Source organism: Pseudoramibacter alactolyticus ATCC 23263 (assembly GCF_000185505.1).
Lineage (GTDB): Bacteria > Bacillota > Clostridia > Eubacteriales > Eubacteriaceae > Pseudoramibacter > Pseudoramibacter alactolyticus.
This window is the reverse complement of the sequence record NZ_GL622359.1, coordinates 1,103,839-1,118,133: the sequence shown is the minus strand read 5'-3', so window position 1 is coordinate 1,118,133 and position 14,295 is coordinate 1,103,839. Positions and strand designations below refer to the sequence as shown.

11 protein-coding genes and 1 pseudogene are annotated in these 14,295 nt (G+C 47.3%); 10 read left to right on the top strand and 2 right to left on the bottom strand.

Annotation, left to right across the window (positions count from 1 at the left end):
* Position 1 precedes the first annotated feature (1 nt).
* The 9 genes and pseudogenes from HMPREF0721_RS05255 (at position 2) to HMPREF0721_RS12405 (ending at position 10,283) form a co-directional block, all read left to right on the top strand.
* Positions 2–796, top strand: a complete 795-nt coding sequence (locus tag HMPREF0721_RS05255; RefSeq protein WP_006598571.1) for a type III pantothenate kinase — start codon at positions 2–4, stop codon at positions 794–796.
* On the top strand, positions 793–1,761 hold the full coding sequence (gene dusB / locus HMPREF0721_RS05250; RefSeq protein WP_006598570.1) for a tRNA dihydrouridine synthase DusB: 969 nt from the start codon (positions 793–795) through the stop codon (positions 1,759–1,761). Before HMPREF0721_RS05255 ends, dusB begins: the two co-directional genes overlap by 4 nt.
* Positions 1,754–2,518 (top strand): hypothetical protein, encoded by a 765-nt coding sequence (locus HMPREF0721_RS05245; RefSeq protein ID WP_006598569.1) that lies wholly within the window; start codon positions 1,754–1,756, stop codon positions 2,516–2,518. The genes dusB and HMPREF0721_RS05245 overlap by 8 nt, the downstream gene beginning before the upstream one ends.
* Before the next feature lie 37 nt (positions 2,519–2,555).
* Positions 2,556–4,040 (top strand): UDP-N-acetylmuramoyl-L-alanyl-D-glutamate--2,6-diaminopimelate ligase, encoded by a 1,485-nt coding sequence (locus tag HMPREF0721_RS05240; protein ID WP_040639933.1) that lies wholly within the window; start codon positions 2,556–2,558, stop codon positions 4,038–4,040.
* Positions 4,041–4,523: 483 nt separating this feature from the next.
* Complete coding sequence (locus HMPREF0721_RS05235) at positions 4,524–4,742, top strand: helix-turn-helix domain-containing protein (protein WP_006598566.1); 219 nt, start codon at positions 4,524–4,526, stop codon at positions 4,740–4,742.
* On the top strand, positions 4,743–6,491 hold the full coding sequence (locus HMPREF0721_RS05230) for a DNA methyltransferase (RefSeq protein WP_006598565.1): 1,749 nt from the start codon (positions 4,743–4,745) through the stop codon (positions 6,489–6,491).
* Position 6,492: 1 nt separating this feature from the next.
* Complete coding sequence (locus HMPREF0721_RS05225; RefSeq protein WP_040639932.1) at positions 6,493–9,105, top strand: DEAD/DEAH box helicase family protein; 2,613 nt, start codon at positions 6,493–6,495, stop codon at positions 9,103–9,105.
* A gap of 100 nt (positions 9,106–9,205) precedes the next feature.
* Positions 9,206–9,403, top strand: coding sequence for a hypothetical protein (locus HMPREF0721_RS11770; RefSeq protein ID WP_006598563.1), 198 nt, complete (start codon positions 9,206–9,208; stop codon positions 9,401–9,403).
* Positions 9,387–10,283 (top strand): annotated as a pseudogene (locus tag HMPREF0721_RS12405) (DUF4238 domain-containing protein). The gene HMPREF0721_RS11770 and the pseudogene HMPREF0721_RS12405 overlap by 17 nt, the downstream one beginning before the upstream one ends.
* A gap of 89 nt (positions 10,284–10,372) precedes the next feature.
* On the opposite strand, the gene HMPREF0721_RS05210 reads toward HMPREF0721_RS12405, so the two are convergent.
* Entirely contained in the window at positions 10,373–10,819 is a 447-nt protein-coding gene (locus HMPREF0721_RS05210; RefSeq protein ID WP_006598560.1) for an RrF2 family transcriptional regulator, read from the bottom strand.
* Between the two features lie 148 nt (positions 10,820–10,967).
* Entirely contained in the window at positions 10,968–11,858 is an 891-nt protein-coding gene (locus tag HMPREF0721_RS05205) for a DegV family protein (protein ID WP_040639931.1), read from the bottom strand.
* A gap of 149 nt (positions 11,859–12,007) precedes the next feature.
* Between HMPREF0721_RS05205 and HMPREF0721_RS05200 the strand changes: the two genes are divergently transcribed.
* Entirely contained in the window at positions 12,008–14,158 is a 2,151-nt protein-coding gene (locus HMPREF0721_RS05200; protein WP_006598558.1) for a Tex family protein, read from the top strand.
* The last annotated feature ends 137 nt before the right edge of the window (positions 14,159–14,295 follow it).

The window sequence follows — 14,295 nt, the reverse complement described above, 5'->3', positions numbered from 1 at the left end:
GATGATATTAGTGGTGGACGTCGGCAATACCAACACAGAGGTTGGTGCCTTTGAAGGCGATGAGCTGATTTGCTCCTGGCGGCTGATGACTAAGACGCCGCGCACTTCAGACGAATTTGCCGTGGCTTTTCGCGGGTTTTTTCAAACAGACGATCTGAATGTTCAGGATGTCACGGCGATTGTGGTGGCGTCCGTGGTGCCGAACATCATGCACTCGATGACCAACGGCATTAAAAAAGTGTTTCAGATGACGCCGATGACGGTCGGCCCGGGCATTAAAACCGGGATGCCCATTTTAACCAGCGATCCCACGGAAGTCGGCGCGGACCGCATTGTCGATGCGGTGGCGGCCTATCAGCTTTATGGGGGGCCGGTGCTCGTGCTGGATTTCGGCACGGCGACAACTTATGATTACGTCAATCGGGACGGGGCCCTTTGCGCCGGCGTGATGACGCCGGGCATCCAGATTTCGGCAGATGCCTTGTTCCGCAATGCCGCTCAGCTGCCGAGTATCGCCATCCAAAAGCCCAGGAGCATCTTGGCCAAGGACACCGTCACCAATATGCAGGCCGGCCTGGTATACGGCTATATCGGCCAGGTCAGTCACATCATCGGGCAGATGCGCGAGGAGACCGGCGAGCCGGACATGAAGGTCGTTGCCACCGGCGGTTACGGGCGCATGTTTCTTCAGGAGGTGGACGGCATTGATATCTTTGATCCGAAGCTGACCCTCAAGGGACTGAAGATCATCCACGACAAAAACGCGGATGCCAGAAGAAAACACAGATTAGGATGAACGCAACAACAAATCAACAACAGGTGCCGCTGATGTTGGCGCCGCTGGCAGGTTATTCCAACCTGCCTTTTCGTTTAATGGCCAAAAAATACGGCGCCGACGCGGTGACCACCGAGATGATTTCCGCGAAGGGGCTTTTTTACCGCGATAAAAAAACGGCGAAGCTCATGGCGACCTGCCCGGAAGAAGCGCCGGCGGGCATTCAGCTTTTCGGCTCGGATCCGGCGATTATCGAGCGGGTGGTGGCCGAGCAAGTGAACGCGACCCCCTTTGCCTTTATCGATTTTAACGCCGGCTGCCCGGCGCCGAAGATCGTGAAAAACGGCGACGGCGCGGCGTTGTTGAAGGATTTGTCCCGGCTCGAGGCCATCGTCTGCCGGATGAAGACCGTGAGCATCAAGCCCGTCCACGTGAAGATCCGCCTGGGCTGGGACGCCGGGCATCGGGTGGCGGTGGAGGCGGCTAAACGCATCGAGGCCGCCGGCGCCGATGTGCTGACGGTGCACGGGCGCACCCGGGAGGCGTTTTATTCCGGCGCAGCCGACTGGCCCGCCATCGCCGAAGTCAAAGCGGCCGTGAGCCTGCCGGTGGTTGCCAACGGCGACATCGACAGCCCCGAGGCCGCGGCCGCGGCCCTGGCGGCGACGGGGGCCGACGGGCTGATGGTGGGGCGCGGCGCCATCGGCAACCCTTTTATTTTTCGGGAAATGAAGCAGGCCCTGGCCGGCAAGACCGCAGCGCCGCCAAGCGTTGACGAAAGGCTGCAGGCGGCCATCGACCACGTGCATCTGGTGACGGCGATGGCCGAGCGGGTAGGCCCCATGGTGGAAATGCGCAAACAACTCGTGGCCTACACCCGGGGGATGCCGGGCTCGGCGGCGCTGCGCCAGCAGATTTTTACCCGTTCAACCGGAGAAGCATTGCTCGCTTTGCTCGAGGCTTACCGCGAGGCGCAAAGTGGCTGAGGGGACAAAAGATTGGCGGGCAGCGCAGCACTTCCGGCAGGAATCCCTTCCCGACGGGCGGGCCGTCGGCGTGGTGGACGACCATCAATACGCGATTTTGCTCTGGGCGGCGCTCTGGCAAAAGACCCGCATCCCGGCGGTGCTGGTGAGCATCGACTTTCATCCGGACACGGATCCGCCCTTCTGGCTCGCCAGCTACCAGAAGGCCGTCGCCAGGGATCCGGCTGGCGCCGAGGCGCTCACCCAAAAACACAGCGCCAGACTGCTGGCGCAAATCGATCCGGAGGACGAGGGGAGCCTGTTGGGGCAAATGCCGCTTATGAACAACGATGAGCAGATCAACACGGCGATGGCCCTGGGCTATCTCGCGGATTATCACATGATCAACTGCATGGCTCGCCACGAATACGCCAGCGGCCGCCATTATCTGGTGCCTGAAGCGTATTTCGGCGATCTGTCCGACGCGATGTTTGCCGCGGCGGGATCCGATTTCGGCGCACTGCCCCAAAACCGGCCGCTCATTTTGGATATCGACCTGGATTATTTTCCGGATGCGTCGGGCTTTGCCACGGCGGGGCCCGTGTTTCGCGCGCTGGCCGCCCGGGCAAAAACTTTTTCGATGGCGCGCAGCCGCGCCTATTTTGAATATCTGCGCCGGCCGGCGGCAGCGGACTTTGCCATGGCCGACTGCGAAGTGGCGGGGATTGCGCTGATCCGCGATGCGGCCGGTGGACGCCCGGGCACAATTAAGGTATAATGGGACTAATTTTAAATGTGACGACGAGGGGGAGAAGATGAATTATCGCGACCTGCTAACGGAAGAGGAAATTTTGGAAGTGCGAAACGGCGATCGGACCGAGGCGATCACCGATGTGGCCTATGACTCGCGCCGGGTAGGGCCGGGGGCCATGTTTGTGGCGATCTTCGGCTTTGCCACCGATGGCCATCGCTTTGTGGAGGCGGCGATCGAGCAAGGGGCGGCGGTGATCGTGCATCAGGCGGATCTCGCCCGCTACCATGACGATGTGGTGTATCTGAAGGTGACGGACTGCCGCAGGCTGCTCGGGCATATCGCCAGTCGATTCTTCGGCCACCCGTCGGAGAAGATCACCGTCACCGGGATCACCGGCACCAACGGCAAAACCAGCTCGACCTATTTTCTCACCGGCATTTTGCGCGCCGCGGGCAAAAAATGTGCCCGGATGGGCACCATCGACAACCAGATCGGCGATGCCGTTTTGGACAACAAGGGCCGCACCACTTCCGAATCGCGGGACACCCAGGCATTTATCGCCGAGGCGGTGGCGGCCGGCTGTTCCGATCTGGTGATGGAAGCCTCGTCTCAGGCGCTCGATCTCGACCGTCTGACGGATGTGCATTTTGATTATGCGCTCTTCACCAACCTGACCCAGGATCATCTGGATTATCATAAAACCTTTGAAGCTTATTTTGAGGCCAAAGCGCGCCTGTTCGACCAGACGGAAAAGGCGGCGATTATCAACCGGGACGATCCCTGGGGCAGAAAGCTGATCAACCGCATCCGCGAGCGCCACCCGAAATTAAAAATCATCACCTACGGCGAGGATCCGGCGGCGGATTACAGGCTTTCCGCCGTCGACTGCACCACCGGCGGCAGCACCTTCACCCTGCAGGCCGGCGATGAAAAAGAAACCATTTTCCTGGATGTGCTGGGCCGCTTCATGGTTTATAACGCCGTGGGTACCATCATCGCCGCCAGAGAACAGGGCATCGACTGGGCCGCCATCAAAGCGGCGCTCGCCGATGCCCCGGTGGTGGAAGGGCGAATGGAGCGCATCAAGACCAACTTGGATTTTGATATCGTCGTGGACTATGCCCACACGCCGGACGCCCTGGAGAATCTCTTGAAAACGGTGAAGGAGTTGGCGCGGGGCCGGGTGATCGCCGTGTTTGGCTGCGGCGGCGACCGGGATCACGGCAAGCGCCCGCTGATGGGAGCCATCGCGGCGAAGGAGGCGGATTTCTCCGTGCTTACCTCGGACAACTCCCGCAGCGAAGATCCGGAGGCCATTCTCGACGATATCGAAGCCGCGGTGCGCCCGATCACGGATCAATACACCCGCATTGCGGATCGGCGGGAGGCGACGGTTTACGCCCTGACCCACGCCCGAAAGGATGACGTGGTGATCTTTGCCGGCAAGGGCCACGAGAAAACGGAGACCAGCCGGAACGGCGTCCGCCCGTATTACGAAAAGGCCGTGATTTTGGACGTGATTGAACAGGAGAAAATTGGGAAGTAAAAAAGTGCATATCCTCAAAAGCCCGGAGTTGTCCGGGCTTTTTTGTGTGGTATGGTTTGGTAAATTCATTCTTGAAGATTTATCGTTACGAAAAGAATTGCCATTTTAGAACAAATTGTGCTTATGATAAGAAAATTTAAGCAAGCGATTTTATAAAGTTATTTTGATAGATAAGAACTCCCATTGATGATAAAGATAAAGAGCATAGCAATACAATAATCCTTTCATCAAAGACTTTCAAAGCAGAAAAGTAGGTGAAAAAACAGAAGAAAAGGAGGGATCTGTACTCGGACTAATTAAGAAATATAGGATAGGGTTCAGATGAAGCTAACAGAGAAAAAGAAAACAGAAAATAAGGTATGTTGGTGTGGACTTTTAGTTGCACCGATTAATTTTTTGTTTTTGTGCAATAGCTAAAAGATGGGATTTATGTTATAATTTATGTATAAAAAATCCAGCAAGTTGGAATTTGGAGGAATAATAATGAAATTTAACTACAATGGTCTTTGGAAAGTGTTGATAGATAAGAACATGAAGAAAAAAGATTTGGTTGATAGAACAGGTGTATCTCCAACAACAATATCTAAGATGGTTCGAGGAGAAGCCGTCTCATTATCTGTAATAGGGAAAATTTGTGAAGAGCTTGATACAGATATAGGAGATCTGATTTGTATTGATAAAAATGCTGAGGAGGACAAATAAATGAATAAAAACATTTTTGAAATAGTCGTGGGAGTATTAAAGACAAATTCAAAGTATATTTCTGATGATGGTAAATTGCTCAAGGCAATGGTTTATAGCGATGTGATGACTATGAACAAAGAATTATTGTCTTTACTTTTATCTGATGAAAAAATTAAAGAAAGATTTTTTGAGAATGTAAACGGCACACTTGTTTTTGACAAGCAGAAGTTTGCCTGGTTTATTGAATCTAAAGAATTTTTGCCGGACTCATATACGAGATATACAAATAAAATTGGTTTAACGCACAATGGAGATTTTATTTCAAAGTCAAATGATGTGGTTTTAGATTTTCCATATAAAGATTGCGTGCTTGAAGGTGGACAAGATAAAGATGACCAAAAACGAAACGAGATTTTCTATAATGAGACCATTGCAAGCGATGAGATTAGTAAAATGCTTGCTCCGAAAGTTTTTACTAACGCAAAGAGATATTCGAAAGACGGCATAGAAGAAAATATTACTTTTGATGAGAAGGACAACTTGATTATCAAAGGCAATAACTTGATTGCTCTTTCAAGCTTATTAAAGCGATATGAGGGCAAAGTTAAGTGTGTTTACATTGATCCACCATTTAATACTGGATCAGATAGTTTCAATTACAATGATAAATTTTCTCGTTCAACATGGCTTGTTTTTATGAAAAATCGTTTGGAATTAGCAAAAAGACTTTTACATGTAACAGGCAATATTTTCGTTCATATTGATATAAATCAATCTCATTATTTGAAAACTCTTTGTGATGGAATATTTGGTGAAGATAATTTTGTTGAAGAAATAATTTGGGCATATGGTTCTCCTTCTGGAGGGCGAGCAGCAACCCCAAAGCCTGTAAATATACATGATTATATTTTGCATTATGCCAAATCATATTCTGAGCGCAAACAAAATAGAGTTTATGTTCCATATAGTGAAAAATACATAAAAGACTGGTTTAAATATATAGATGATGATGGGAGAAAGTATCGACGAAGGCAAAGAGGAAAAGATGAAAATGGAAATCCGATTTGGACAAAACAATATCTTGATGAGAGCAAAGGCGTGCCACTTTCAACTGTGTGGAATGATATTCAACAGGTATATGCTGATCCACGAGCATATAAAGACGGAAATAAAACAGATGTTGAAGTATTGAAAGAATTTAAAGGTGGGCAGAAACCAGAAGCATTAATTAAGCGTATTCTTGAAATGGCAACAGATGAAGGTGATTTAGTTCTCGACTTTCATATAGGCACTGGAACATCAGCAGCTACAGCTCATAAACTTAATCGGAAATATATTGGAGTTGAGCAAATGGTGAATCAAATAGATTTAATATTACCAAGATTACAGAAAGTTATAGGTGGTGATACCGCAGGAATTTCTAAATTTGTAGAATGGAAGGGTGGTGGCTCTTTTGTTTACTGCGAGCTCCTTGAAAACGCAAGTACTCTCATTGAAAAAATCCAATCAGCCTCAGAAGAAACAATCTCTGAAATAAAGAGTGAAATCTATACTGATGAGCGTATTATCCCATATATCACAAGGATAGAGTTGGAGAAAGCTGATGAAGAATTTAATTCATTGGAATTGGAAGAGAAGAAAAAGGCTCTTATCAGCTTAGTCGATAAGAACAAGCTCTATGTAAACTACTCGGATATTGATGATGAAAGCTATGCTATAAATGAGTCAGATAAGGCGTTCACAAAATCTTTCTATGCGGAGGTCTAATATGTCGGAACAGTTTTTATACGAAAAATTAGATGTTGCAAAAGAAGTTGGTATGAGCGTCGATTTTCCTGAAATTATCAAAAGCGGACTCTCAAAGAGAATTTCTCTAAGAGAGTATCAGATTGATGCCTTTACAAACTTTGCTTTATATTTTGACAATGAAGGATTAAGAAAAAATAAGCAAATTCATACTCTTTTTCATATGGCAACAGGTAGTGGTAAAACTGTCATTATGGCAGGTCTGATATTGTACTTATATACAAAGGGGTATAGAAAGTTTTTATTCTTCGTCAATCAGACCAATGTTCTTGAAAAAACGATTGATAATTTTATCAATCCGCTTTCAAATAAGTATCTGTTCAATGATGTTGTTGAGTACTTAGGAAAAAAGGTCAAGATAAAAAGGGTTGAAAACTTTAGTGGCAATGTTTTGGATGATGATATTGAAATATTGTTTACTACTACCCAAAAGCTTCATATGGATTTATTTGAAGCAAAAGAAAATTCACTGACTTATGATGACTTTGAAAATAATAAAGTAGTTTTTATTTCTGATGAGAGCCATCACATTAATTCATTAACTAAGAAACCTACTAAAGATGAAGAAGCCGCCGCCAAAAGCTGGGAATATTCCGTTACCAATGCTTTATCACGAAATAGGGATAGCATTATGCTTGAATTTACGGCTACTTGTGATTTAAAAGATGCAAATGTGTTACAGAAATATAAGGACAAAATCATCTTTAACTATCCGCTTATTTCTTTTAGGGAAAGCGGCTATACAAAAGACTTTCAGAATTTCGCAACGGATACCGACTTATGGACAAGAACGCTTATGGCTCTGGTAATGAGTGAGTATAGGAGGTTTTTGTTTGCTGACTTAAAACTCAATATTAAGCCTGTGGTTATGCTTAAATCGAAAAAGATAGACGAGTCAAAAAGTTTCTATGCTGAGTTTTTTAAGAAAGTAAAGGAATTGACGAGTTACGAGCTTCGGAACTTGGAATTAGTTGGAATCGAAAAATTGACGGAAGCGATAAATTATTTTAAGGAAAAGGACGATACTTTAGAGCTTTTAGAACAGTCGATTAAGACTGCTTTTACCGAAGACACTTCGATAATAATGAATGGTTCTTCGGATAATAACAAAGAAAATCAGTTGTTAGTCAATTCCCTGGAAGATCTTGATAATCCGATTAGACTTATCTTTGCGGTAGATATGCTCAATGAAGGCTGGGATGTACTTAATCTCTTTGATATAGTTCGTCTATATGATACGAGACAGGCAAGCGGTAAGGCTGGTAAAGTTGGCTCCTATACAGTTAAAGAAGCACAGCTTATCGGAAGAGGAGCAAGATATTGCCCATTTGTTGTAGATGATGAGGAACTTAAATTTAAAAGAAAATTTGACGGTGATATATCGAATCCGAATCGTATTTTGGAAACAATGTACTTTCACAGTAAAAATGACTCAAGATATATATCGGAATTAAAGAATGCCCTTATAGAAACAGGATTGCAGGCACCTAATCCGATTGTTTTGGAATACAGACTTAAAGATGAGTTTAAAGACAGTGATTTCTATAAGAAAAGTTATGTATTTTCGAATAAGAGATTGCTTAAAGAACGAGAAGAAGTGCGTTCCATTGAGCCGAGTATGAGGACAAAAACATATTACTACACGGCTCTTTCTGGCAAAGGAAATATTGTAAATCTTATAGGCGATGATACTTCAAACACAAGTACCATTAAGACAAATCTGAAGAGTATTAAATTCAAGGATATAGATTATAATATCTTGCTCGGGGCTATAGAATGCTTTGAGGAACTTCGTTTTGACATACTTAAAGAGAAATATCCATCTCTAAAATCCATGAGGGAGTTTTTAACTTCAGATGAGTTTCTCGGAAACTCTAATGTGGAAATAACATATTCTCAAGATGAAGTTAATGGAAAGATTTTATTTTCAGCTGTGAAGCACGCCTTAGTAAAAGTTGCATCGTATGTTATGGCTATCAAGCCTGAATATGTAGGCTCTAAAGAATTTGAACCTAAGCAGCTTAAAGTGATTTTGAAAGATAAGAAAATCAGTTTAGGGTCAATTGAAGGAAATGGCGGGAAAGGAAATTCTCAAAACAACTGCTCCAATGAAGAATACAGATTAGACTTAAGAAATGAAAGTTGGTATGTATTTAATGACAACTATGGAACAAGCGAAGAGAAGCTTTTTGTAAAGTATTTTAAAACACACATAGAGCCAAAACTGAAAGAAAAGAACCTGGAATACTATGTTGTTAGGAATGAAAGAATTCCTGAATTGGTTATATATTCTTTTGAAGCTGGAGAGCGATTTGAACCTGACTTTTTGCTGTTTGTAAGAAAGCAAAGAAGCGAAGGAAGTCTCACTTATCAGGGATATGTTGAGCCTAAAGGCAATCAACTCTTGGATAATGATGCTTGGAAAGAAGCATTTTCAATGCAGATTGAAAAAGAGCATTCTGTTAAAGGGCTGTTTGCAGATGATTATAAAATCATCGGATTCCCGTTCTTCAATCAGGAAAACAGGATAGATGAATTTGAGAAAGCCATAAATAAGTGGATAGAAAAGCTTTAAAAACAAAAGTTCATCTAGATTGTTTGTTAGGAGAAAGAAAGAATGTTAAATAGAGGTAAGACAATACAATACTAAACTCATTAACTGATATTGAAGAAAGTTGGCAGAGCAATCCAGAATTTCAATTTATAGAAGAAAAGATACAAAAGAAAAATATGAAAATATAATGGGGAAAGATGTTATTGTTACGAACGATAGAATTTCAAAACACGGACTCTATACAATTGATCGTCAAGCACTTCAAAAAAGGAAGATTGATTACACATCAGAAAATATTATAAATGAAAAAATATATTAAAGGTCCAACTCGGCAACATACAGTTCCAAGACTATACTTGAAAAACTTTGATATAGACGGAGTAAAGCGTTTATATGTTTTTGATAAAAAGAAATGCAAACTTTATAAAAATAGCATTAAAAATATATCTGTCACCAAGGACTTTTATACATTAGGGGAAAATGATAGTTATAAATGGGAAAACTTTTACTCAAAAGAAGTAGAGCCAGACTTTGAAAGGGCGTTATCAAAATTAATTTCAAAAACAAGCAGTGTCTTGGTTAAGGAAGGAGCATCTGTATTACAAGAAGAGGTTAAGAGAATGCTGGCCAAAGGGATGGTTCATCAATTATATCGGGGAAAAATTGCACGATAATATGAAAACAGGCGCAGCAATGAACTTTTGCCAAAAGTTATCGAAAAAGGGAAACATCAGTTTAAAAATAACAAAAAAGCAGTAAAGTATCTTAAAGACTTTCAAGCTAATGAAAATTTTTTCAAAGAAATTTATGCACGAATTGCGATGAGTGGTCATAAAAATTTAGATATGTTTTTTTTAGATCAAATTTGGATTGTATATAAATCAAATGCCGAAGATCTCTTTATTACAAGTGATAATCCAGTGATGTTTATGGATAATGCCACTTTGAATGCTGCGCCTTTTCAAAATGGTCTTTTAAATCTAACAACAGTAATATATTTTCCGATTTCATCACACCTTATGTTAGCTTTGTATCATCGAGATTACATGTTTAAAAAGATGAAAAAATTTGCGAATAAAATGATATTTGCAAGCTCAAAGATGGTGAATACATTTAATAAGAAGCAATTGGAACAGTGTGATTCTCAGGTCTATGCTGGAAGAGAAGAACCATTAAAATTATCTTTAAGAGAACTTTAAATCAGATGTTAGAGCTTTTTGTGTTACAGGTGATAAGCCTATAAAAGAAAAACCTCCGCCTCCCGATTGGGAGGCGGAGGTTTTCGCGTCTAAATATAAAACATAAAATTATTCTGATTTTTCTGATTGATATAATCCTCGAGCAAATCGGAGAGGCGGATTTTGGCGAGCAGGGTTTCGATGGTTGCGTCCAGCGGGCGAAACACGTCCTTTTGCATGACCGATTCAATGGCCGGCGCCCGCTCGTCAACGGAGGATTCGGTGGGTTCAAACAGGATTTGTTCCAGCGCCTTCAAAATTTCGTAAACGCTGATTTCCGATGCCGGCTTCGCCAGGTGATAGCCGCCCTGAGCCCCCTTGACCGAGGCGACGAGGCCGCTTCGTTTGAGCAGGGAGAAAATTTGTTCTAAATAAATTTTGGAGATGCCGAGATTTTCCGCGAGGATCGCCACGGGGACGTGGTGGCCCTCCCGGCTCATCCAGGACAATTCAATCATCGACGCGATGCCGTAACGGCCTTTTGCAGAAATGCGCATAATCTTACCTCTGATAACATATTAATATCATATGTATTATAGAATAGCGGCGGGAATTCGTCAACTGTCTATCCGATTAAAGATAAAAAAAGCGCAAAAAAACGGGGAATCCCCCGTTTGGATAAAAGCCCGTGCGGTGCGCAGACCGCTATGGAGTGACGTTGATATAATTGTCGGGCAGCGCATCGAAGAACATAATGCCCAGGCATTTGGGCCCGATATGGACGGTTAACGCCGCGCCGGCGCCGGCCTGGGGCACGATGAAATTCTTGATGCCCAGGTCTTTTGTGAGCGCCTTCCGCGCCTTTTCCTGAAGCTCCGGCGCTTTGCTTTCGATAAAGCCGACGCATTGGCGCTTGTCGGGCATTTTCTGATCCACCAGTTCAAAAAGGCGGCGTTCGGCCTTTTTCTGGCCGCGAATTTTTTCGTAGGCCAAAATGCGTCCGTCCTGGAAATACAAAATGGGTTTGATCTTGAGCATGTCGCCGATGAGCGCGACGTTTTTGCCGATGCGCCCGCCCTTGGCCAGCCATTTGATGTCGCCGACGAGAAAATAAATGTTGACGTGGCGCGCGAGAAAGGTCATCGTGTCGACAATCTCTTCAAAGGGGCGCCCCAGTTTGCCGAGCTTGAGCCCCTGGTGCAGGATAAGCATCATGCCGGTGGTGGCGCAGAGGGAATCGACGACGGCAATTTTGCGGTCGGGATAGTCTTCCAAAAGCTGGGAGGCGATGAGGGACGCGGTTTGAAAGGTGCCGGACAGGCCGCTGGACAGCGCGAGATAGATGATATCGTCGCCGCGCGCGAGATGTTTTTCGAAAGCCTTCTGATAGGCAACGGTCTGCACCTGGGACGTCTTTGGGAAGGTGTCCGGATGCGCATCGACCGCATCGATGACCATGTCCGGGGTGATGTCGATGCCGTCAAAAAAAGTTTTATCGCCGATGGTGATGGGAATCGGCAGAATTTCAAAAGGATATCGGTGCAGGATGGCTTCATCCACGTCACACATGGAGTCGGTGATGAATTGAATACCCATGGAAACCTCCTTAAATACGTTCGCGTTAAAATTGATTTTTATTTTATCACGATGCCTTGATTTTGACAACACGGATCGGGCCGGGCTTTCTTGCGGGCACCGGGGCAAAATGATAAAATAACAGGCACAAAAATTGAAGAGGTGACATTTTGACAGATATTATTCAGACCCTATCCCAGCGGTTGAAGCTTGCGCCTGGGCGCGTGGCGGCCACCGTGGCGCTCATCGATGCCGGCAATACGATTCCCTTTATCGCCCGCTATCGGAAAGAGGTGACGGGCAATCTCGACGATACCACGCTGCGCGAACTCGATACGGTTTTAAAATATACGCGCAGGCTCGAGGCGCGCAAACAGGAAATTCTGGGCAGCATCGCCGGGCAGCAAAAGCTCACGCCGGAACTGGCCGCGGCCATCGAGGGTGCCGAGACGCTCCAGGCGGCGGAGGATCTTTATCTGCCCTATAAAAAGAAACGTCGGACCCGGGCGATGGCGGCCAAGGCGCAGGGGCTTGAGCCCCTGGCCCTTAAGATAGCGGCCGGCGAAACGGACGATGCCCTGGCGGCAGCTGCCGGGCATTTTGTGAATGATGCGGTGGCGGACGCGGAGGCGGCTCTGGCCGGCGCGCGGGACATCGTGGCGGAAACCATCGCAGACAATGCGGCATTTCGGGGGTATATCCGGCGTTATATCACCGAGAATGCGCGGATCCACACGGCGGTGACGGGGGCCTTTGCCAAGAAAAAAACGCCCTACACCAATTATTACGATCACAGCGAAGGGCTTGGCGCCATGGCGAATCACCGCATTTTGGCCATGAACCGCGCGGAAAAGGAAAAAGTAATCACCGTGAAGGTGGACGCGCTGACAGAGTTCATCCTGCCCTGGCTCACCCACCAGGTGATGTCGAAGGGCGCCGGCCGGGGATGCGGGCAGCTGGCCCAGGCTGCGGCCGATGCTTATAAGCGGCTGATTTTTCCGGCGGTGGAGCGGGAAATCCGCGCCGAGATGAAGGAACGGGCCGAGGCCTCGGCCATTCGGGCCTTTGGCGTCAATCTCAGGAAGCTGCTGTTGACCCGGCCATTCCGGGAGAAGGTGACCATGGGCTTTGACCCGGGATACCGCAACGGCTGCAAAATCGCCGTGCTCGATCCCATGGGGACCCTGCTGGCCACGGCCAAGGTTTACCCCGCCAAGCCTCAGCAGAAAATCGCCGAATCCCGCCGCGTCATTCTGGCGCTGATCGAGCGCTATCAGGTCGATATGATCGCCATCGGCAACGGCACGGCCTCCCGGGAAAGCGAGCAGTTCATCGCCGAAACGCTTAAGGCCTGCCCGCGCAGGGTGCAGTATTGCATTGTCTCCGAGGCGGGGGCCTCGATTTATTCGGCCTCGCCTTTGGCCGCGGCGGAATATCCGGATGTGGATGTGTCGCTGCGGGGGGCGATTTCCATCGGGGGCCGTCTGCAGGATCCGCTGTCGGAGCTGGTTAAAATCGAGCCGGAGCACATCGGCGTCGGCCAGTATCAGCACGATGTGAATCAAAAAGTCCTTTCCGAGGCGCTGACCAATGTGGTGGAGGATGCGGTCAACCTGGTGGGCGTCGATATCAACCGGGCTTCGCCGGCGCTGCTCAAATATGTGGCCGGCATCACCGGCACTATGGCCGACAACATCGTGGCTTATCGGGAGGCCAACGGCCGCTTTGCAAACCGCCGGGCGGTTTTGAAGGTGAAGGGGCTCGGCCCCAGAGCCTACGAGCAGTGCGCCGGTTTCCTGCGCATCACAGGGGGCGAAGAGGTGCTCGACAATACCGGCATCCACCCGGAATCTTATCCGGCGGCCCACGCCCTGATGGACCGGCTTTCCCTGACGCCGGCGGATTTAAAACCGGCGCGCATCCGAGAAACGGCGAAAACCCTGCGCCGGGTGGATGTGGAAGCCACGGCCCGGGAACTCGGCATCGGGGAGCCGACCCTGCAGGATATGATTGCGGAGCTGTGTAAGCCGGGCCGCGATCCCCGGGATGAGGCGCCGGAACCGATTCTCAAGCAGGATGTGCTCAGCTTGGACGATCTGAAACCGGATATGGCGCTCAAGGGCACCGTCCGCAACGTGGTGGACTTTGGCGCTTTTGTGGATATCGGCGTGCATCAGGACGGACTGGTGCATATCTCTCAGATCTCCGATCGCTATGTTAAACACCCGTCGGATGTGCTTTCGGTGGGCGATGTGGTCACGGTGAAGGTGCTTTCGGTGGATAAGCCGCGCAGCCGCATCGCGCTGACCATGCTGCTCTGAGCAGCCAGCGGCATGAGGCGGATAAAAAAAGAAATCTTAAAAAGCTTGACAACAGCGAAGTGGTTTTGTAAAATTTAGTGTTTACGCGCACTCAGCCTTTATGCTATAATGAGGACAGAAATTTGGAGGAGTGCGAA

What these genes read in the sequence shown, in the direction of transcription:
- HMPREF0721_RS05205 (WP_040639931.1), bottom strand. Translation starts at nt 11,858, where the DNA reads ATGGGTATTCAATTCATCACCGACTCCATGTGTGACGTGGATGAAGCC.
- HMPREF0721_RS05255 (WP_006598571.1), top strand. Translation starts at nt 2, where the DNA reads ATGATATTAGTGGTGGACGTCGGCAATACCAACACAGAGGTTGGTGCC.
- HMPREF0721_RS05230 (WP_006598565.1), top strand. Translation starts at nt 4,743, where the DNA reads ATGAATAAAAACATTTTTGAAATAGTCGTGGGAGTATTAAAGACAAAT.
- dusB (WP_006598570.1), top strand. Translation starts at nt 793, where the DNA reads ATGAACGCAACAACAAATCAACAACAGGTGCCGCTGATGTTGGCGCCG.
- HMPREF0721_RS05225 (WP_040639932.1), top strand. Translation starts at nt 6,493, where the DNA reads ATGTCGGAACAGTTTTTATACGAAAAATTAGATGTTGCAAAAGAAGTT.
- HMPREF0721_RS05240 (WP_040639933.1), top strand. Translation starts at nt 2,556, where the DNA reads ATGAATTATCGCGACCTGCTAACGGAAGAGGAAATTTTGGAAGTGCGA.
- HMPREF0721_RS05210 (WP_006598560.1), bottom strand. Translation starts at nt 10,819, where the DNA reads ATGCGCATTTCTGCAAAAGGCCGTTACGGCATCGCGTCGATGATTGAA.
- HMPREF0721_RS05235 (WP_006598566.1), top strand. Translation starts at nt 4,524, where the DNA reads ATGAAATTTAACTACAATGGTCTTTGGAAAGTGTTGATAGATAAGAAC.